This window comes from Micromonospora sp. NPDC005172 (assembly GCF_040608555.1).
In the GTDB taxonomy this organism is placed as follows: domain Bacteria; phylum Actinomycetota; class Actinomycetes; order Mycobacteriales; family Micromonosporaceae; genus Micromonospora.
Window position 1 is genome coordinate 31,669 of record NZ_JBEXIL010000037.1, and the last position, 19,384, is coordinate 51,052.

General features: G+C 71.0%; 17 protein-coding genes. 7 read left to right on the forward strand and 10 right to left on the reverse strand.

The genetic code is table 11. The annotated features are described in order from the left end of the window. Positions 1-8 precede the first annotated feature (8 nt). Both ABZV06_RS23150 and ABZV06_RS23155 read right to left on the reverse strand, forming a co-directional pair. Positions 9-557 carry a hypothetical protein gene (locus ABZV06_RS23150; protein WP_355234622.1) on the reverse strand — a complete coding sequence of 183 codons (549 nt, stop codon included), beginning with the start codon at positions 555-557 and terminating at the stop codon, positions 9-11. 88 nt (positions 558-645) lie between these two features. Next, positions 646-900, reverse strand: coding sequence for a DUF5522 domain-containing protein (locus ABZV06_RS23155; protein WP_355624085.1), 255 nt, complete (start codon positions 898-900; stop codon positions 646-648). A gap of 121 nt (positions 901-1,021) precedes the next feature. Here ABZV06_RS23155 and ABZV06_RS23160 point away from each other — a divergent pair, with 121 nt between their 5' ends. Genes ABZV06_RS23160 through ABZV06_RS23170 form a run of 3 tightly spaced genes read left to right on the forward strand, consistent with a single transcriptional unit; the run spans position 1,022 to position 4,147 of the window. After that, positions 1,022-2,290 (forward strand): MFS transporter, encoded by a 1,269-nt coding sequence (locus ABZV06_RS23160; RefSeq protein WP_355624088.1) that lies wholly within the window; start codon positions 1,022-1,024, stop codon positions 2,288-2,290. 11 nt (positions 2,291-2,301) lie between these two features. Beyond that, the gene (locus ABZV06_RS23165) at positions 2,302-3,141 is read left to right on the forward strand and encodes an alpha/beta hydrolase (RefSeq protein ID WP_355624091.1); all 840 of its coding nucleotides are present in this window, start codon (positions 2,302-2,304) and stop codon (positions 3,139-3,141) included. 46 nt (positions 3,142-3,187) lie between these two features. Continuing rightward, positions 3,188-4,147: a MerR family transcriptional regulator gene (locus ABZV06_RS23170; RefSeq protein ID WP_355624094.1), complete on the forward strand. Its 960-nt coding sequence runs from the start codon at positions 3,188-3,190 to the stop codon at positions 4,145-4,147. Here the strand turns inward: ABZV06_RS23170 and ABZV06_RS23175 are convergent. The 4 genes from ABZV06_RS23175 to ABZV06_RS23190 all read right to left on the reverse strand — a co-directional run bounded on the left by ABZV06_RS23175 (position 4,123) and on the right by ABZV06_RS23190 (position 8,508). Next, positions 4,123-5,058: a DUF2332 domain-containing protein gene (locus tag ABZV06_RS23175; protein WP_355624150.1), complete on the reverse strand. Its 936-nt coding sequence runs from the start codon at positions 5,056-5,058 to the stop codon at positions 4,123-4,125. The two genes, ABZV06_RS23170 and ABZV06_RS23175, sit on opposite strands and share 25 nt — an antisense overlap. 1,291 nt (positions 5,059-6,349) lie before the next feature. Continuing rightward, positions 6,350-6,874: an orotate phosphoribosyltransferase gene (gene pyrE / locus ABZV06_RS23180; protein WP_355624096.1), complete on the reverse strand. Its 525-nt coding sequence runs from the start codon at positions 6,872-6,874 to the stop codon at positions 6,350-6,352. 80 nt (positions 6,875-6,954) lie between these two features. Continuing rightward, on the reverse strand, positions 6,955-7,920 hold the full coding sequence (locus ABZV06_RS23185; protein ID WP_355624098.1) for a CU044_5270 family protein: 966 nt from the start codon (positions 7,918-7,920) through the stop codon (positions 6,955-6,957). An 18-nt stretch (positions 7,921-7,938) separates the two neighbouring features. Next, positions 7,939-8,508: a sigma-70 family RNA polymerase sigma factor gene (locus ABZV06_RS23190; protein ID WP_355624101.1), complete on the reverse strand. Its 570-nt coding sequence runs from the start codon at positions 8,506-8,508 to the stop codon at positions 7,939-7,941. 53 nt (positions 8,509-8,561) lie between these two features. Between ABZV06_RS23190 and ABZV06_RS23195 the strand changes: the two genes are divergently transcribed. Then, on the forward strand, positions 8,562-8,693 hold the full coding sequence (locus ABZV06_RS23195; protein ID WP_355624104.1) for a hypothetical protein: 132 nt from the start codon (positions 8,562-8,564) through the stop codon (positions 8,691-8,693). A 211-nt stretch (positions 8,694-8,904) separates the two neighbouring features. Then, complete coding sequence (locus ABZV06_RS23200; RefSeq protein WP_355624106.1) at positions 8,905-9,261, forward strand: nitroreductase family deazaflavin-dependent oxidoreductase; 357 nt, start codon at positions 8,905-8,907, stop codon at positions 9,259-9,261. Between the two features lie 100 nt (positions 9,262-9,361). On the opposite strand, the gene ABZV06_RS23205 is transcribed toward ABZV06_RS23200, so the two are convergent. Further along, complete coding sequence (locus ABZV06_RS23205; protein WP_355624109.1) at positions 9,362-12,268, reverse strand: vitamin B12-dependent ribonucleotide reductase; 2,907 nt, start codon at positions 12,266-12,268, stop codon at positions 9,362-9,364. 34 nt (positions 12,269-12,302) lie between these two features. Continuing rightward, the gene (gene nrdR / locus ABZV06_RS23210; RefSeq protein ID WP_355234649.1) at positions 12,303-12,803 is read right to left on the reverse strand and encodes a transcriptional regulator NrdR; all 501 of its coding nucleotides are present in this window, start codon (positions 12,801-12,803) and stop codon (positions 12,303-12,305) included. 519 nt (positions 12,804-13,322) lie between these two features. Here nrdR and lexA point away from each other — a divergent pair. After that, complete coding sequence (lexA, locus tag ABZV06_RS23215; protein ID WP_355234652.1) at positions 13,323-14,108, forward strand: transcriptional repressor LexA; 786 nt, start codon at positions 13,323-13,325, stop codon at positions 14,106-14,108. 118 nt (positions 14,109-14,226) lie between these two features. On the opposite strand, the gene ABZV06_RS23220 is transcribed toward lexA, so the two are convergent. Together ABZV06_RS23220 and hflX are read right to left on the reverse strand one after the other, a co-directional pair. Continuing rightward, complete coding sequence (locus ABZV06_RS23220) at positions 14,227-16,041, reverse strand: hypothetical protein (protein ID WP_355624111.1); 1,815 nt, start codon at positions 16,039-16,041, stop codon at positions 14,227-14,229. 50 nt (positions 16,042-16,091) lie between these two features. Beyond that, the gene (hflX, locus tag ABZV06_RS23225; protein WP_355624114.1) at positions 16,092-17,546 is read right to left on the reverse strand and encodes a GTPase HflX; all 1,455 of its coding nucleotides are present in this window, start codon (positions 17,544-17,546) and stop codon (positions 16,092-16,094) included. Positions 17,547-17,729: 183 nt separating this feature from the next. Between hflX and ABZV06_RS23230 the strand changes: the two genes are divergently transcribed. Then, the gene (locus ABZV06_RS23230; RefSeq protein WP_355624117.1) at positions 17,730-19,196 is read left to right on the forward strand and encodes an NAD-dependent malic enzyme; all 1,467 of its coding nucleotides are present in this window, start codon (positions 17,730-17,732) and stop codon (positions 19,194-19,196) included. The last annotated feature ends 188 nt before the right edge of the window (positions 19,197-19,384 follow it).

The window sequence follows — 19,384 nt, forward strand, 5'->3', positions numbered from 1 at the left end:
CGCGGGCGTCACAACGCCCGCGTGTCCACCTTCTTCGCCAACGCGATCAGGTCTCCGGCCACCTTGTCCGCGGCTGTCCGCTCGGCATTCCGCGCACCGGTCCAGGTCAGGATGGCGAGGCGTCCGTCGGTGGCCAGCCAGCCGACCTCGGCCACCGGCCCGTGGCCGCCGGACGCGGCGGTCGTACGCCGGTACGCCTGCTGGCCCAGCCCGGTGACCTTCGTCGCTTTGGCGGGCACCACGTCCGCGCCGAAGGTGGTCTTGTCGATCGTGGTCTCCGACACACTGAGCGTCAGCTCCGGCAGCGCCGCGCGCTCGGCCCGGACCACGCAGGTGTGCGTGTCATCCCGCTCGCTGGCCGCCGCCACGTCGAAGCGCGCCTTGACGACCTGCTCGATCACCGCGAAGTCCAGCAGCCGGCACGCGCCGCCCGACGAGGCCGCCGACACGTCCAGGGCGACCGGCGCCGGTGGTGGCAGCGCCACCGGCTCGGCCTCGGCGGCACAGCCGCTCACCAGCAGGCCCGCCAGCCCGGCGACCACGATCCGCCCGCGCACGCTCCACCCTCTCGCCGACCGACGGCGGAAGGGCCCCGCCGGATGTCCGTCGGAAACCGTACGGGGTGTCCGGGTCGGGCGGAAGTCCTCATTCCGAGGGTGGATCGTCCACGTACGGGCAGTGCCGGCAACCACGCCCGCAGCACGTGCCCCGACGGGCCAGGAAGGCGGCGCTGAGCACGAACAGACCCGTCGCCGGGTCGAGGTAGCCGGCCTCTCCGGCGGCCAACGCGGCGCCGTGCGCGGCGATGATCCGGGCCCGGTCGGGATGCTCGGGCGGCAGGCGGGACGGGTGCGGCTCGGTGAGCGGCCGGCCGGCCAGGGGGCGTCGTTCTCCGCTCACCGCAGCATTCTAGGAGGGGCTCGTGCGGCCGCCGCAAATGCGATGCCGGACCGGACGTCGCCCCGATAGATTCCGCGGGCCGCCACCCGGCGGCGCTTATCCACGCGGACAGGCGGCGACGGTGAGTCAGCAGCTGGAGCGGTCTCCGAGAGCCGGAACGGCCACGGTCGCGTCGCTGTGGCGCAGCCGGAACTTCCTGCTGCTCTGGGGCGGTCAGACAGTCAGCGAGCTGGGCACCCGCATCACCGGCGTGGCGGTGCCGCTGCTCGCCGCCGACACCCTGCACGCCAGCGTGTTCCAGGTCTCCCTGCTGACCGTCCTGGCCTGGCTGCCGTACCTGCTGTTCTCGCTTCCGGCGGGCATCGTCGCCGACCGGCTCGACCGGCGACGGCTGATGATCGGGTGTGACCTGGGTCGGGCCGCGCTCCTGCTGTCCCTGCCGGTGGCCGCTCTGGTCGGCCACCTCACCCTGCCCTTCCTGTACGCGGTGGTGGGGCTCGGTGGCGTGCTCACCGTGCTGTTCACGGTGGCGTACAAGACCCTGCTGCCCCGGCTGGTGCCGACGGATCTCCTTGTGGACGGCAACGCGAAGCTGATCATCAGTCAGGACGCCGCCGAACTGGTGGGCCCAACGGTCAGTGGCGCGTTGATCGGGCTGGTGGGCGCAGCCCGCACGTTCCTGGCCAACGGGTTCGCCTTCCTGGTCAGTGCGCTGACGCTGATCCTGATCCGGGGAGCGCCGGAACGCCGCGAGTCGGCTGCCCGCGTACCCCTGCGGGTGGAGTTGACCGACGGGCTCGGCTTCGTCCGGCGGCAGCCCCTCCTGCTCAGCATCCTGGCCTGCACGACGTGGTCGAACTTCTGGGTGATGGCGTCCGCTTCGATCGAGGTGACCTTTCTGGTTCGCGAGCTGCACGCCGTCCCGGTGCAGGTCGGGCTGGTCTTCTCGGTCAGCGCTGTCGGCGGGCTGGTGGTGGGGGTGCTGGCCGCCCGGCTGTCGGCCTGGCTCGGCTCGGCCCGGGTTATCTGGGTGGCCATGACCGTGCCAGGCCCGTTCTATCTGCTGATGCCGCTGGCCCGGCCCGGGTGGGGGCTGCTGCTCTACGGGGTCGGGTTGGCCGCGTTCTCGGCCAACGCCGTGCTGTTCAACGTGGCGGCGATGTCGTACCGGCAGCGGATCACCCCGCCGTCGATCCTCGGCCGGGTCAACGCGGCGTTCCTCTGGATCTGCTTCGGGGTGATCCCACTCGGGGCGCTGACCGGCGGCGCTCTCGGCACCGCGCTGGGGCTGCGCGGCGCGCTCTGGGTGTGCGTGCTGGGCACCTGGGCTGCGTGCCTGTTCGTGGTCTGCTCGCCGCTGCGCCGGATGCGGGACACACCGCCGGTCTGAGATGGTGGGTCATGCCCACCTTCGCCGCGCCCGACGGCACCACGCTGGCGTACCGGAGTCTCGGCGGCGGCGACCCGCTGATCTGCCTGCCGGGCGGGCCGATGCGCGACTCGGCGTACCTCGGTGACCTGGGCGGGCTGCCGTCGCACCGGACGCTGATACGGCTGGACCTGCGCGGCACCGGCCGGTCGGCGGCACCGTCGGACACCTCCTCGTACCGGTGCGACCGCCTGGTCGCGGACGTCGAGGCGCTACGCGCGCACCTCGGGCTCGACCGGCTGGACCTGCTCGGGCACTCCGCAGGCGCCAACCTGGTGTTGCGCTACGCGACCCGGCATCCCGACCGGATCGGCCGGCTCGCGCTGATCACGCCGAGTACCCGTGCCGTCGGCCTGGAGGCGACAGCCACGCTCCGCCGGGAAGTCACCCGGACCCGCGCCGGTGAGCGGTGGTACCCCGAGGCCGCCGCCGCGCTGGAGTCCATGGTGACCGGACGGGCCACCGACGACGCCTGGCAGGCGATCGCGCCGTTCTTCTACGGCCGGTGGGACACGGCAGCTCGTGCGCACCAGGCGGTCGAGACCGCCCAGCGCAACCAGGAGGCCGCCCGGATCTTCGGCGCCGACGGCGCCTTCGACCCGCCGGCCACCCGCGCAGCGCTCGCCGCCCACCCGGGCCCGGTGCTGCTCCTCGCCGGTGAGCTGGATCTCGGCGCCCCGCCAGGCCTGGTCGCCCAGCTCGCGGAGCTGATGCCCGGCGGCGAGCTGGTCGTGCAGCCGGGCGCGGGGCACTACCCGTGGCTGGACGACGCCGCCGGGTTCACCGCCACCGTCTCGGCTTTTCTGCGCTGAGCCGGTTGCTTGAGTCTCCAGCGGGGGGAGGCGTGAGGGTGGGGGCATGAGCGGGGACGAGCGGTACACGATCGGCGACCTGGCACGACGCACCGGCCTGAGCGTCAAGACCATCCGGTACTACGCCGACAGCGGGATCGTCCCGCCGACCGACCGGAGCCCGGCCGGGTATCGCCTGTTCGACGCCGAGGCGGTCGCCCGACTGGAACTGGTCCGGACGCTGCGCGACCTGGGCGTGGACCTGACGTCCATCCGTCGGGTGGTGGACCGCGAGGTGCCCCTGCGCGACGTGGCCGCCACGCACGCACAGGCGCTGGCGGCGCAGATCCGCGTGCTGCGGTTGCGCCAGGCCGTGCTGACCGTCGCGGCGAGGCGCGGGGCCGGCCCGGCCGAGGTGGACGACCTGCACCGGTTGGCCCGGCTCACCGCCCGCGAACGGTCGCAACTGGTGGACGACTTCCTGGCCAGCGTCTTCACCGGCGACCCACCGACGTACCCGGGTGTGCTCGTCTCGATGACGCCGGAGCTGCCCGAGGATCCCACCGCCGAGCAGGTGCAGGCGTGGGTGGAGCTGGCCGAGCTGTGCCGGGACCCCGCCTTCCGGGCAAGCATGCGGCGGCTCGCTCGCCAGCACGCCGCCGACAACGACGTGCCCGGCCTACCCCGCCCGGACGCCGTCGCCGTCGTGCGCGACGGGGTGGCGGGCGCGCTGGCCGCCGGTCTCGATCCGGCCGGCCCCGAGGCCGAGCCGGTGGTCGCGGCGGTCACCAGCCGGTACGCCCGCCTGCGCGGCCTCCCCGACGACGCCGACCTGCGCCGGCGGCTGCTGGACCGGCTCGTCCTGGCCAACGACCCCCGTCGGGACCGCTACCTCGACCTGCTGTCGGTGATCAACGGCTGGTCGGGCGGAGGCGCGGTCGCGCCGGCCGTCGACTGGTTCATCCGAGCGCTGCACGCCCGGATGCCGGTCGGGGCTGGCACTCAGCCGAACCAGGTCATCGCCTGACCATGGCCCCGGGTCCAGGCCAGCGGCCGCCCGTCGAGCGCGAGGACGTTGTGCAGCGCCGCGTCCGGCGAATCGGGCAATCCCTCGTGGTGCAGCACTTCCGGAGCCTCGTTCGCGATCCAGTGGCCGGGCAGCTCACCGACCAGCCGCACGAACGCATCCCGGCGCGCGGCGGGCACCTGGTAGAGCACGGACGTGTGGAAGATGACGAGCGTCGCGTCGGCCGGCGCTCGGGCCGCCAGCGCCGGCAGGTCGTCCACCAGGTCACCCCGGACCAGCAGCGGCGGGTCGGCGGCGGCGACCGCCGCCGCCGCGCGCAGCCGGGCCCGCCGGTGCGCGTGCTCGGGCCAGATCAGGGCGTCCAACCAGGACACGTCGTCGGGGTCGGTCACGTCGAGCGGGTTCAGGTCGAGGCCAGCCCGCCACACCACCTGGGGTACGCGCTCAGGCGGCACCAATCCGCTGGCCGCGCACTCCAGGACGGGCGCTCCGTCGCCAACCTGGTGCTCGCCGTACCGGTAGGCGTACCGGTCGGGATACAGGCATAGCCCGGCGGACGCGCCGACTTCCAGCAGGGCGAGGGGCTGCGGCAGCGCGGCGAGCACCGGCAGCAGCACCGCGCACCGGCCGGCCTCGTTCGTCTGGGTCGCCCTGCGGTTCAGCTCGGTTTCGATGACCGGCCAGTGGGACAGCACGTACTCGTGGAAGGTGGCCGGATCGCCGACCGGGCCGCCCAGCCAGCGCACCACACCAAACAGCAGGTTGGGTTGCCGCTTGCCGGGCGGGAGGGTGTCGAGCAGGGCGAGCAGGTCGTGGTCGTCCGCGACGGCGTGCGACAGCCGCTCGTACGTCGGTGAGACCCCGTGTGCCTCCCGGCGCGCGAACTCGACGTACGCCTCGGTGGTTGTCATGCCTTGATCGTCGCAACGATCTCCCGGCTTTTCAGCCCCGCGGCTCTCCGCCCGTCCAGCCTTGTCGGCGGCCATCGTCGTGACGACCTGCCTCCGGTCCAGCGCGGCGGACAGGACGAGGGCCAGCATGGCGGCACCCACGACGAGGCTCAGCGTGTGCTGGACGACGGCCACGGCGGGATACTCGACGGCCACGTAACCCGCCGGCCGGATGATGGCCATCGGGAGCTTCCAGCACCCCCAGGCGAACAGCGACCCCGACGCGGCGAACGCGAGCGACATCGGAACCCAGCGCGGCAGCCGCGCCGGGCGATGGTGGTCGAACGCCCAGACGCTCCACCCGCCCACCAGCGCCCACAGCCCCGCGCTGCCGTTGAGGAGACGGTCGTTGAGATCCCCACTACCGGCACGATGCGCGGGCGTGATGCCCAGGGTGCCGCCCCCCGCCCAGGACAACCAGAGCAGACCCAGCGCGACAGTCACCGCCACCGCCAGCAGCGCGAACCATGACGGGCGGCCCGGACGATCTCCCAGCCGTCCCTGAAAGGCGACCGGCCACCGCTGCCGCAGATAGATCGGTAGTGCCACGGCCAGTCCCGCCGCCATCCCCAGGAAGCCGAACCCGATGAGGAAACCCTCCCAGTCCGGTGCCGGACCGCCACGCGTCGGGGCCGTAAGAATGCCACTGATCACCAGGTACGGAAGCATCGGCACCAGGAAGCCGCCGCCCACCCAGGCGAAGAAGATCAGCGGTCGCGCCGGGAGACGCCTGCCCCAGTTCTGGGTCAGCGCCAGCGCGACGGTGACCCCGATCGCGGCCATCCCCACGGTGACCGCGTTGAGCACCACCCAGGCGGCGGTTCCCATGTCGTCAGGCCCGTTCCCGAGCAGCCCGACAACGATCCAGATGACCTTGACCAGCAGGTACAGGGACATGGCCAGCGCCACCGAGTAGCCCGCCACCTTGCCGACGACGATCCACCGCCGGCCGACTTCCCACTCGGTCTGCTCCCCCGCTGCGCCGACTGGCCCCCTCATCACTGGCCCGCCCTCCGCTGCGACCGATCCGGCTCCGGAGATCCTCTCCCGGTTGCCGGCCGTCAGCATCCCGCCACAGAGGGAACGTCGAGCCGTCTCGTCCCCCGGCCGAGTGAACCGCTCACAGCACCCTGCCCTCACCTTGGCCTCTGCCGTGATCACTTGATGCTGGCCAGTTGCCCACGAGCTCCCGTGACTGGTCAGCATCAAGTGATCTTGCGGGCGTCTTGTTTCCGAAGCACTTGCGAGACGCTCAGCCCGGCAGGGAGGATTCCAGGTCACGACGGGTGAGGGCGGCGTGTAACCGGAGCCCTTCGGCCGCCAGATTCGCCCGTCCGCCCTGCTCCCGGTCGATGGCACACACCACCGAGTCGACCTTCGCGCCGCCGGCCCGTAGCTGCCTGCACGACGCCAGCAACGCGCCGCCAGTGGTGACCACGTCCTCGATCACCACGACCCGCAGGCCACCGACGGGGCTGCCCTCGGCCGCCTTGCCGGTGCCGTACTCCTTCGCCTGCTTCCGCACGAAGGCTGTCGGGAGCCCGGTCAGCTGCGACATCACGGTCGCGATCGGAATGCCGCCCATCTCCATCCCCGCCAGAACGTCGCACTCGGGCAGCAGGGCGACCATCGCCACCGCCACCTCACGCAACAGGCCCGGGTCGGCCTCGAACAGGTACTTGTCGAAGTACTCGTCGCTCGTCTGACCGGAGCGCAGGCGGAACGATCCGGTCAGGTGGCACGTTTCGTAGACGCGGTGCGCAAGGGGAGAAGCCATGCCGCCAGCGTGGCAAACGGCGCTGTCCCGGCATCACCCAGTCGTGACACGCGGCCGGGTCGTCGACCGGGCCGCACGGCTCAGGGCAGCTGACCCGGTCGGTCGACGACGGCGATACGCAGTACCGCGACAGCGCCGTACATCGACTCCTTGCCGTTGCGCACCACCGATGCTCGGGTGCCGAGGAAGACATGGGTGTCCCGGTCGAAGAGGAAATCATCGTTGCCACCGATCACGCCGGGCATCCGGATCGCCACCCCATGCCGGCCTGCGGCGTCGACCATGTCCCCCGATATGACGACCGCTCCCGGTTGCCGTGCCAGCAGTTCGAACAGCGCCGCGAGCGCTCGGGGCGGCACGTAGCCGCCGTGGAGCATCGACCGCGCGGTCGTGTACGGCATGCTCTCGCTCCCGTAGACGGCCTTCTCGTCGGCCCCTTCGGGTAGGTGCAGGTCGACCGGGTGTTCCCGAAGGTAGCGAAGCAGCTCGTCCGGATCGGCGGGCAGGTCGCCGTGGTACGCCGGCGGCGGAAACGCGTCGAGTTTCTTCTCGGGGTCGGCCGGATCTTCCTCGCGGAGGACCATGAGCTCGCCCCACCCGTTCGGGTCGCTCTCCGGTCGATAGCGTGCCTGCGTATACGCGACTCCACCGGCCGACTGCCACAGTTGATTCCGTGTCGTCCGGTACGGACCGCTGTCCGGCCGGTCGCGGAACGTCGCCAGGGACTCCATGAAGACGTACTGGTCGGGGCGGGCGGTGAGCTCCGGCTGTTGCCGGGCGGCGTCGGCGGCCAGGTGGAAGATCTCCGACGCGCTGGCCCTGGGCGGCGACTGGTCGCCGAACCTCATGGTCTGGACCGCCAGCGCACCGGCGGTCAGCGTCACCGCCATCCCGAGCGCCCCGGCGAGACGCCAACCACGCAGGAACCGGGTACGGCGTAGGGCCGGACGGTTCGACGCCAGCTCGGCCCGTTGGGCGACGTGTGCGCTCAGGTCCCGGAGAAGCTGCTCCTCGAAACCCCGCGGCGACCGTTCAGTCGTGTTCATCGTCAGCTCCGTCTCATCTCAAGCGAGGGTGGTGACCGGGCGGGCGAGCACCGCGCGGACGAGGCGGCGGGCCCGGTGCAGGCGGACCCGAGCGGCGACCGGCGACATCCCGAGCGCTGTCGCCGCCTCGGCGACGGTGAGGCCGTCCACGGCGACGAGTTCGACGAGCGACCGGGTGCCCTCGGGTAATTCGCTGAGCGCCCGGTGGGTACGGCGGGCCGCCGACTCGGCGTCGATCCGCTCCTCGATGCGCGCGATGTCGTCGGGGCCGAGATCCCGCCGTCCAGCCAGTCGGCCGGTCACCCGCAGTCGTTGGGCCGCCCGTCGCCGCTCGTCGCCGATGACGTGACGGGCCACCCCGTACAGCCAGCCGATCTGGCTACCCCGGTCCGGCCGGTAGCCGGCCGCCGACTCGATCACCGCCAGGAAGACGTCGGCGGTCAGGTCGGCGGCGAGATGTGGGTCGTCGACCCGCCGCGCCACGAACCGGCCCACCGCCTCCAGGTGTCGCCGGTAGAAGACCTCGAAGGCCACTGGATCCACCCCGATGTCGGAGATGTCGTCATCGGCTCGGCTCGGCTCATTCACAGGCCGTCCTCCCTCGTCGCCCTCACACTCCTTCTTCGCACGGCGGCGCACGGGTGTTACCGAACTATTCGGACGGCTGGTGGCCGCGCAGCCCCGACCCGCACATCTGGGACCAGAACGGCGCGATCGACGTCTACTGGATCCGTGGCGGCGAGTGGGTGAAGCGCCTCCTCATGATCACTTGATGCTGACCAGTCGTGGCCGACCTGCTGCGACTGGTCAGCATCAGATGATCGTGCCGGAGTTCTAAGCAGGAATTGACTCACGTAACCCCGCCAGCACGTCACACTCGGGCAGCAGCGCGTCACGCGGCGAGCCTCGCATCTCCCGGCCGGCAACCAACCTCCGTGCCCACTGCCTTGACCTGAAGTTCGCTCAAGGTCGGAGCATGGGTGCATGACGGTGCTGAGCGAGACGCGACAGGCGCTGGAGCGGCAGCGCACTGTGGACATCACGACGACCGGGCGGCGGAGCGGTCAGCCGAGAAGGACGGAGATATGGCGCTATCAAGCCGGCGGCCGCTACTGGCTCACGGGGAGCCCGGGGGCGCGTGACTGGTACGCCAACGTACTCGCGCATCCCGAGTTCACGCTGCATCTGGCCGGCCTGGTTGTGCAGGTGCGGGGGCGTCCCGTGACCGACCCGGACGAGCGGGCAGTCGTGCTCGGCGAGATCGTCCCGACCCTGGACTGGGCCGGAAGTTTGGAAAGCTGGATCGCCGGAAGCCCTCTGGTGGAGATCGAATTCGGCTGACAACGCCCAACTTCGCGGACATCCCCGAATCGGAACCGAGCCTCGCAAACAGCGCTGCCCCGACCTCGGGTGGGAGGCCGGGGCAGCGTCGAGGTGTACGTCAGCTGCAGCCGCTGGTGGAGCCGCAGCCCTCGCAGACGTAGCAGCTACCGGCCGGGCGCATCTTCGTACCGCAGGTGAAGCAGAGCGGCGCGTCGGCGGCCTTGCCGATCACGGCCTCCAGCAGCTCGGTGCTGGAACCCACGCTCGGTGCCGGCTTGGCGGCGGCCACGTCGGCCATCTCCTGGGCCGGCTGGGCGACGGCCTCGGTCTTGGCCGGGGCCTCGACCGGTGCGGAGGACGCCATCGCGGTGAGGTCCGCACCGGTGACGGCGGCAGCCTCCGCGTCGGCCTCGGCCCGCAGCTGGGCGGCCCGCTCGCCGGCGGTGAAGATGCCCAGCTCGGCGCGGCGCTCGTACGGCAGGAAGTCCAGCGCCAGGCGACGGAAGATGTAGTCCATCACCGAGGCCGCCATCCGCACGTCCGGGTCGTCGGTCATGCCGGCCGGCTCGAAGCGCATGTTGGTGAACTTGCTGACGAACGTCTCCAGCGGCACGCCGTACTGCAGGCCGATGCTGATGGCGACCGAGAAGGCGTCCATCACGCCGGCCAGGGTCGAGCCCTGCTTGGACATCTTGAGGAAGACCTCGCCAAGGCCGTCGTCCGGGTAGGACGACGCGGTGAGGTAGCCCTCGGCGCCACCGACGGAGAAGCTGACCGTCTCGGAGGTGCGCTTCTTCGGCAGGCGCTTGCGCACCGGCCGGTACTCGATGACCTTCTCGACCGCAGCCGGCGCGGCGGCGGGGGTCTCGACGGCGGCCGGCCCGGTGGCCTTGTTGGACTTGGCGACCGAGAGCGGCTGGCCGACCTTGCAGTTGTCCCGGTAGATCGCCAGGGCCTTGAGGCCGAGCTTCCAGCCCTCGAAGTAGATCTTCTCGACGTCCTCGACGGTGGCCGCCTCCGGCATGTTGACCGTCTTGGAGATGGCGCCGGAGACGAACGGCTGGATGGCCGCCATCATCCGCACGTGGCCCATCGGGGCGATCGTCCGCTCGCCCATGGCGCAGTCGAAGACCGGGTAGTGCTCCGGCTTGAGGCCGGGGGCGTCCACCACGTGGCCGTGGTCGGCGATGTGCTCGATGATCGCCTCGACCTGCTCCTCGGGGTAGCCGAGGCTGCGCAGCGCGCGCGGCACCGTCTGGTTGACGATCTGCATCGAACCGCCGCCGACCAGCTTCTTGAACTTGACCAGCGCCAGGTCCGGCTCCACGCCGGTCGTGTCGCAGTCCATCATGAAGCCGATCGTGCCGGTCGGGGCGAGGACGCTGGCCTGCGCGTTGCGCCAACCGAACTTGTCACCGATCTTGTTGCCCTGGGTCCACTGCCTGGTCGCCTCGCGGACGATCGCGGTGGCCACCGGGCTGGTCGGCTTGATCTCGTCGTTGGCGGCGGCGTGCTTGCGCATGACCCGCTTGTGCGGCTCGGCGTTGCGGGCGTAACCGTCGTACGGGCCGACGACACCGGCCAGCTCGGCGGAACGGCGGTACGCGGTGCCGGTCATCAGGGACGTGATCGACGCGGCGACCGACCGGCCCTGCTCCGAGTCGTACGGCAGGCCGGTGGCCATCAGCAGGGCGCCCAGGTTGGCGTAGCCGATGCCGAGCTGCCGGTAGGCGCGGGTGGTCTCACCGATCTTCTCGGTCGGGAAGTCGGCGAAGCAGATCGAGATGTCCATCGCGGTGATGACGAACTCGACGGACTTGACGAACTTCTCCACCTCGAAGCCGCCGTCGGCGCGGAGGAACTTCAGGAGGTTCAGCGAGGCCAGGTTGCACGAGGAGTTGTCCAGGTGCAGGTACTCCGAGCACGGGTTCGACGCGGTGATCCGGCCGGTCTCCGGGCAGGTGTGCCAGTCGTTGATCGTGTCGTCGTACTGCAGGCCGGGGTCGGCGCACTCCCAGGCGGCCTGCGAGATCGTCCGGAACAGGTTCTTGGCGTCGACGGTGTCGATCACCGAGCCGTCCAGCCGGCCGCGCAGGTCGAAGTCCTTGCCGTTCTCCACCGCCGACATGAACTCGTCCGAGACGCGGACCGAGTTGTTGGCGTTCTGGTACTGCACGCTGACGATGTCGGAGCCGCCGAGGTCCATGTCGAATCCGGCGTCCCGCAGCGCGCGGATCTTGTCCTCCTCGCGCGCCTTGGTCGCCACGAACTCCTCGATGTCGGGGTGGTCGACGTCGAGGATGACCATCTTGGCCGCACGCCGGGTGGCGCCACCGGACTTGATGGTGCCGGCCGAGGCGTCCGCGCCGCGCATGAAGCTGACCGGGCCGGAGGCGGTGCCGCCGGAGGAGAGCAGCTCCTTCGAGGAACGGATCCGGGAGAGGTTGACGCCGGCCCCCGAGCCGCCCTGGAAGATCCGCCCCTCCTCCTTGTACCAGTCGAGGATGGAGTCCATGGAGTCGTCGACGGAGAGGATGAAGCAGGCGCTGACCTGCTGCGGCGACGGCGTACCGACGTTGAACCACACCGGCGAGTTGAAGCTGAACACCTGGTGCAGCAGCATCCAGGTCAGCTCGTGCGCGAAGACCTCGGCGTCGGCCGGGCTGGCGAAGTAGCCGTACTCCTCACCGGCGGTGCGGTAGGTCGTGACGACCCGGTCGATGAGCTGCTTGAGCGACCACTCCCGCTCCGGGGTCCCCACCGCGCCCCGGAAGTACTTGGTGGTGACGATGTTCGCCGCGTTGACGCTCCACGACTCCGGGAACTCCACGCCCCGCTGCTCGAAGTTGATCGAGCCGTCCCGCCAGTTCGTCATCACGACGTCCCGGCGCTCCCACGAGACCTCGTCGTACGGGTGGACCCCCTCCGTCGTCCATACGCGCTCGGTCTTCAGCCCCGCGCCTGCCTTGTTCCGTGAACGGCTGGTTGTCACGCCGTCGCCCCCCTCGTCTGCGCGGTCACCCACCGCGCGTCCTGATCTCTCGGAAAACAGTGAAGTCTCAGCTGGTACGGCCGGCGGCCTCGACCGCATCGGCCCGGTCCTGCTCCCGGGCTCGCGCCGCGGCCCGCAATGTCTCGATCTCGCGCTCGAAGTCGGCGAGCGAGTCGAAGGAGCGGTAGACGCTGGCGAACCGCAGGTAGGCGATCTCGTCCAGGTCGCGTAGCGGACCCAGGATCGCCAGGCCCACCTCGTGACTGGGGATCTCGGCGGCCCCCTTGGCCCGGACGGTCTCCTCCACCCGCTGCGCGAGCAGCGCCAGGGAGTCGTCGTCCACCGGCCGGCCCTGGCACGCCTTGCGCACCCCGCCGATGATCTTCGTACGGCTGAACGGCTCGGTCACCCCGCTGCGCTTGACGACCGCGAGGACCGCCTCCTCGACGGTGGTGAACCGTTTGCCGCACTCCGGGCACGAGCGCCGCCGTCGGATGAGCTGGCCATCGTCGGCCTCTCGCGAGTCGACCACGCGGGAGTCGGCGTGTCGGCAGTACGGACACCGCATTTGCTAACCCCCAATTCATGATCAATCGCGTCACACCGGATGCTCCCGAGCACGGAGAACCACGACGGTGCCCTGCACTCATGGCGTCCGCCGTGATCGACCTTACGGGAGTGCGGTCGGTAGTCGGACCCAACCTGTGGGCAACTTACGCCCGTGTCACTACTACATGTAGGGGTCGACCGTATGTCGCCAACGAACCCGGGTCAAGTTGACCGGCGTGTCCGGCGCGTCACGGACCATCGGCTTCATCCGCCCCCCGCGGAACCAACGCGGACACCCCGCGCGAGTTACCGGCCGCACAGCCCGAGGAAGACGGGAAACGTCCGACAATCGAACACGCGTGCTACCCGACGTACCATTTATCAGAACATCTGTACGGGCGGAGCGGTTTTTCACCCCGACACGCCGGTGAGAGGTCGTACAGATGTTTGAAAATGACCGATCTCACCTATACGGTCAGGAACAACCGCACGCACCACGAGCCGACGAGGCACCCAGCGCCGACCAGGGAGGACGGACGTGACCGAGGACCGGGCCAGCCGGCCGAAGAGCCCGCAGCAGATCACCGAGGCGGGCCCGCCGGCCACCCGACGCCGCACCACCGCGCGCAGCCGGACGGGTCAGCCCGCCGTGCGTCCGGTCACGCCGGTGGTCAGCGCCTTCCCCGACCCGGCGACGGTCGACCTGACCGCCCGCCAGCGTCGCATCCTGGAGTTCATCCGCACCTGGGTCGAGCGCCACGGCTACCCGCCGAGCGTCCGGGAGATCGGCGAGGCGGTCGGCCTGGTGTCACCGTCGAGCGTCGCCTACCAGCTCAAGGAGCTGGAGAAGAAGGGCTTCCTGCGCCGCGACCCCAACCGTCCCCGCGCCGTGGACGTCCGCGCCCCGAGCGAGGCCATCGACGACGAGCTGTCCCGCGCCCAGCGACCCACACCGGCGTACGTGCCGATGCTCGGCCGGATCGCCGCCGGTGGGCCGATCCTCGCCGAGCAGGCGGTGGAGGACATCTTCCCCCTCCCCCGCGAGCTGGTGGGCGAGGGCGAGGTGTTCATGCTCCAGGTCAAGGGCGACTCGATGCTCGACGCGGCGATCTGCGACGGCGACTGGGTCGTCGTCCGGCAGCAGCCGACCGCCGACTCGGGCGAGATCGTGGCCGCCATGCTCGACGGCGAGGCGACAGTCAAGACCTACCGTCGGCGCGACGGGCACGTGTGGCTGATGCCGCAGAACCCGGCCTTCGACCCGATCCCCGGCGACGACGCCACCATCATGGGCCGGGTCGTGGCAGTGCTCCGACGGATCTGAGCGGCTGACCGCGCGGGTGGGCGCCGACGGCGCTCACCCGCATCGCCCGACCGTTCGGCCCGCTGACCGGACAGGCTCGGCGGGACCGTCGCGATCAGGCCGGATGGCGCTGAGCGCGTCAGTAGCGGTCGCCCCGATGGCCACGACCGCCACCGGGATACTTGCCGTACGGGTCGACGGGCGCGTCGTCCTCATGCCGGCGGCTGGGCCGCTGGCCCCGGTAGTCCGGCTCCGGCCCACCACGCCGCGGCGGCTCCGCCCGACCCCCGCTGGGCTGGCCACCACCGCCGTACACACCGCCGCCCGGCCGACCACCGGTGCCCCCGGCGCGGCCACCGCCACCACCGGCACCACCGGCACCGCCGGCGCGGCCACCGCCACCACCCGCACGGCCACCGCCACTACCACTACCACCGGCACGGCCACCACCACCGCTACCGCCACCGGCACGGCCACCACCGCTACCGCCGGCGCCGTACACGCCGCCTCCGGCCGGAGCGCCACCGCCACCGCCCCCGCCGGGCCGAGCCGCACCGTAACCGCCGCCTCCCGCGCCAGCCGGACGTGCACCTCCACCGCCGGCAGGACGGCCACTCCCGCCACCCGCGCCGGCTGGACGCGCGCCACCGCCGCCGTAGACGGCGCCGCCGGCAGGGGCGGGACCGCCCCGACCGGACCCACCCCCGTAGACCCCGCCACCCGCCGCCGCGCCGCCGTACACCCCCGCGTTCGAACGGCCACCGCCCGGCGGAACACCGTCGACACCGGGAGTGCCGCTGCGGTCGTCCGGGTCGTCCGCCGCATCGTCGGCCGTGGGCGGGCGACGGCGGGCCCGAACGATGCCGACGATGCCAGCGCCGACGAGCAGCAGACCGAGTACGCCGACCGCGCCCACCAGATAGGTGATGTCGTCGAAGCTGAGCCCGTCCATCCAGGACTTCCCGGCCGCCGGCTTCGTGCCCGCCGCCGCGGCGAGCGGTGCCGCCGCGCTCGTGGACGGCGTGTAACTCAGGACGTCGATCGTCTCGTCGGCGGTGAGTTGACCGCCGTCGGAGACCGTGACGAAGGTCTTGCCGTCCGGCGTGTAGGAGATGGCCTCGCCGAACGGGTCGGCCAGGGGCGTCACCCGCGGCTTGCCGGTGGTGAGCGCTCCGGCGATGTCGTCGCCGGTGACGTCGTACTCGAAGGCGTCCGCGTACGTCCGGATCACGACGCGGGTGCCGTCCGGCGATCGGGCGGCACCGGTGATCGCGGCCCGCCCGTAGACGCTCAACGGATTCTCGGTGCTGGTCTTCGGCAGCTTGATCTCGCCGACCTTCTTCATCGGCACCGGCGGAGTGTCGCCGCTCTTCAGCTTCGCTGCCGCGGTGAAGATCTCCGAGTTACCGCTCGCCACCTTCGTGATGATCAGTGGCAGGCCGTCGGCCCCCACCAGCAGCGCCTCCGCGTCGCGCGGCTTGTTATCCGGGTACGAGAGCCGGTGCAGCACCGGCTGCTTGCTGCCGTTGATCGGCATCGTCCAGACCGCGATCCGGGTACGCCGCTGCTTGCTGGTGGTGTTGTCGCCGATGTCACCGATCCAGAGGGTGTCGCCCTTCGGAGACACGGCGAGATCCTCGGTGTCGAACGGTCCCTGACCCGAGTAGCGGACCGGCTCCTTGACGACCTTGCACTTGCTGTCGAGGAAGAAGATCCGCTTACGTCCCTCGACGTCGGTGCCGTCGTTGATGACGATGTAACCGGTCTTGGTCGCCACCAGGCCGGACAGCTCCCGTAGACGGTCGTCGGTGACCGAGCAGCGCTTCTTGCCGGGGGTGGCTGCGGGCGGCTGTGATGATCCGGGAGCGGGAGCGGCTACGGCGACTCCGGCCAGCGCCACGGTTGCCCCGAGCAGGCCGAGGGCAACCGTGACCGAGGAAACAACGCGGCGCATTCGGCCAGTGTCGCATGCCGCGCGTTTCCGATGGATGACGCCGGGGCCGCTCAGGAGCGGCTGCCGACCGCCTGGCCTTCCCGGGCAACGTCGTACGGCGCCAGCTCGGCAGCGAGTGCCGCGCTGACCCGCACGTGCAGCAGGGTGCCCTCCGGCAGGTGCGACGTGCTGAGCACCTCGCCCGACCGGTGCACCCGGGACACGAGATCACCACGGTCGTACGGCAGGACGGCCCGGACCTCCACCGCGGGCTGCGGCAGCCGCTCCTCGATCGCCGCGCGCAACCCGTCGACGCCCCGACCGGAGTACGCCGAAACGAAGATCGCGTCCGGCCAGAGGCGCTTGAGCCGCAGCAGCGTGTCCTCGTCGGCGGCGTCGGTCTTGTTGACCACCAGCAGCTCGGGGAGCCGGTCGGCACCGACCTCGGCGAGCACCTCGTGCACCGCCCGCACCTGCTCCTCGGGATCCGGGTGGGTGCCGTCGACGACGTGCACCACCAGATCGGCCTCCGCGACCTCCTCCAGCGTCGAGCGGAACGCCTCGACGATCTGGTGGGGCAGGTGCCGCACGAAGCCGACCGTGTCGGAGAGGGTGTAGAGCCGCCCGTCCGAGGCGGTGGCCTTGCGGGTGGTCGGGTCCAGCGTGGCGAAGAGCGCGTTCTCCACCAGCACGCCCGCACCGGTCAGACGGTTGAGCAGGCTGGACTTGCCGGCGTTGGTGTAGCCGGCGATGGCCACGGCGGGCACGGAGTTGCGGGTACGACGAGCACGCTTGGTGACGCGCACCGTGCGCATGCTCTTGATCTCACGGCGGAGCCGGGAGATGCGGTGGCGGATGCGCCGCCGGTCGGTCTCCAGCTTGGTCTCACCGGGACCACGGACACCCACACCGCCGCCGGCGCCGCCGCCACGACCGGAACCACCGGTCTGGCGGGACAACGTCTCACCCCAACCGCGAAGCCGCGGCAGCAGGTATTCGAGCTGCGCCAGCTCGACCTGCGCCTTGCCTTCCTTGCTCTTGGCGTGCTGGGCGAAGATGTCGAGGATCAGCGCCGTACGGTCGACGACCTTGACCTTGGTGCGCTGCTCGAGGTTGCGCAGCTGCGACGGGGACAACTCGCCGTCGCAGATGACCGTGTCGGCACCGGTGGCGAGCACCACCGCGCCGAGGTCGTCGACCTTGCCGCGACCGATGTACGTGGCCGGGTCGGGTCGCGTACGACGCTGGATCAATCCTTCGAGCACCTGAGAGCCGGCGGTCTCGGCGAGCGCGGCCAGCTCGGTCAGGGAATTTTCCGCGTCCGTCACCGTGCCCTCGGTCCAGACGCCCACCAGGACGACCCGCTCCAGCCGCAGCTGGCGGTATTCGACCTCGGTGACGTCGGTGAGCTCGGTGGAGAGGCCTGGGACGCGCCGGAGAGACTGCCGCTCCGACAGGTCCAGATCGCCGGTGGTGACATCGTCGAACTCGTCCTCGACGGGGACGAAGTTCTCCTGGTCTCGCAAGCGGTTCTCCTGTCCGTTTTGATAAGTAGAACGTAATCCTGACATGACACAACGCCGAACGCACCTGCTATATGCCCACGGCGGGGGTCGCCAAAAGTGGGGGCGAATGCTGGTCGGCTGCGACAACCCGGTAGAAATGCGGGCGGCGGCCGACCGGTCGCACAGCCGTGACGGAGGGATCCCGTGGCCATCACCCGACTGCCGAGCGCCGGATTTTCGATCACCATCCGGATCGCCGTGACCGCGGACGCCTCCTCGATCGGCCGGCTCACCACGTCCGTCGGTGAGGCCGGGGCGATCGTCACGGCGCTGGACGTCGTGGACTCGGACCCGACCCACGTGATCGTCGATCTCACCTGTGACACCGCCGACGCGAACCACGCCGACCAGGTGGTCGAGGCGCTGACCGCGCTCGACGGCGTGGACGTGCGCAAGGTGTCGGACCGGACGTTCCTCCTGCACCTCGGCGGCAAGATCGAGGTGACCTCGAAGGTCGCGCTCCGCAACCGCGACGAGCTGTCCCGCGCGTACACCCCGGGGGTCGCCCGGGTCTGCATGGCGATTGCCGAGAACCCGGCGGACGCCCGGCGGCTGACCATCAAGCGCAACACCGTCGCGGTGGTCAGCGACGGCTCGGCGGTCCTCGGCCTGGGCAACCTGGGCCCGGCCGCGTCGCTGCCGGTGATGGAGGGCAAGGCGGCGCTGTTCAAGCGCTTCGGCGGGGTGGACGCCTGGCCGGTGGTGCTGGACACCCAGGACACCGACGAGATCGTGCAGATCGTCAAGGCGATCGCGCCCGCGTACGGCGGGATCAACCTGGAGGACATCGCCGCGCCGCGCTGCTTCGAGATCGAGGCCCGGCTGCGCGAGGCGCTGGACATCCCGGTCTTCCACGACGACCAGCACGGCACCGCGATCTGCGTGCTGGCCGCGCTGACCAACGCGCTGCGCGTCGTGGGCAAGCAGCTCACGGACGTGCGGGTGGTCGTCTCCGGCGCCGGCGCGGCGGGCACCGCGATCATGAAGCTGCTGCTGCGTCAGGGCGTCGGCGACATCATCGCGTACGACCGCCAGGGCGCCCTGCACCGCGGCCTGGCCGACCTCAACCCGGCGTGGCAGTGGCTGGCGGAGAACACCAACAAGGAGAACTACTCGGGTGACCTGCCCGGGGCGATCCGGGGCGCCGACGTGTTCATCGGGGTCAGCGCGCCGAACCTGCTCAGCGGTGACGACATCGCCGGCATGGCGAAGGACTCGATCGTGTTCGCGCTCGCCAACCCGGACCCGGAGGTCGACCCGCGGGAGGCGCGCAAGCACGCCGCGGTGGTCGCCACCGGCCGCTCCGACCAGCCGAACCAGATCAACAACGTGCTCGCCTTCCCGGGCGTGTTCCGTGGAATGTTGGACGCGCACGCCGAGGAGTTCACCGAGGAGATGGCGCTCGCCGCCGCCCGGGCCATCGCCGACGTCGTCGGTGAAGACAAGATCAACCCGACGGTGATCGTGCCGAGTGTCTTCGACTCGCGGGTGGCCCCGGCGGTCGCCGCCGCCGTCCGAGCGGCCGCGCACAACCCCAGCCCCCTCCCGGCCGCCGACCCCGGCCCGGCCGACCTCCCGGAAATCGCAGCGAGCGCCAGCGCCACCCCCTGACCGGTGGCCGGCGCCTCGCCGGCTGCCCACCGCGGTGCCGGGCGCCCGCCGCGTTGCCGGGTTGCTGAGCGCCTTGCCGGTTGCTGGGCACCTGCCGGCGACGAGAGGGTGGGGAAGTCGGGAGGCGACCCCGAGCGGGGGGTCGGTTCGCTTCCTTTGCTCTGCTTCAACCTACGCAACACCTCGGC

What these genes read in the sequence shown, in the direction of transcription:
- ABZV06_RS23165 (WP_355624091.1), top strand. Translation starts at nt 2,302, where the DNA reads ATGCCCACCTTCGCCGCGCCCGACGGCACCACGCTGGCGTACCGGAGT.
- ABZV06_RS23220 (WP_355624111.1), bottom strand. Translation starts at nt 16,041, where the DNA reads ATGCGCCGCGTTGTTTCCTCGGTCACGGTTGCCCTCGGCCTGCTCGGG.
- ABZV06_RS23175 (WP_355624150.1), bottom strand. Translation starts at nt 5,058, where the DNA reads ATGACAACCACCGAGGCGTACGTCGAGTTCGCGCGCCGGGAGGCACAC.
- ABZV06_RS23170 (WP_355624094.1), top strand. Translation starts at nt 3,188, where the DNA reads ATGAGCGGGGACGAGCGGTACACGATCGGCGACCTGGCACGACGCACC.
- ABZV06_RS23200 (WP_355624106.1), top strand. Translation starts at nt 8,905, where the DNA reads ATGACGGTGCTGAGCGAGACGCGACAGGCGCTGGAGCGGCAGCGCACT.
- pyrE (WP_355624096.1), bottom strand. Translation starts at nt 6,874, where the DNA reads ATGGCTTCTCCCCTTGCGCACCGCGTCTACGAAACGTGCCACCTGACC.
- ABZV06_RS23185 (WP_355624098.1), bottom strand. Translation starts at nt 7,920, where the DNA reads ATGAACACGACTGAACGGTCGCCGCGGGGTTTCGAGGAGCAGCTTCTC.
- nrdR (WP_355234649.1), bottom strand. Translation starts at nt 12,803, where the DNA reads ATGCGGTGTCCGTACTGCCGACACGCCGACTCCCGCGTGGTCGACTCG.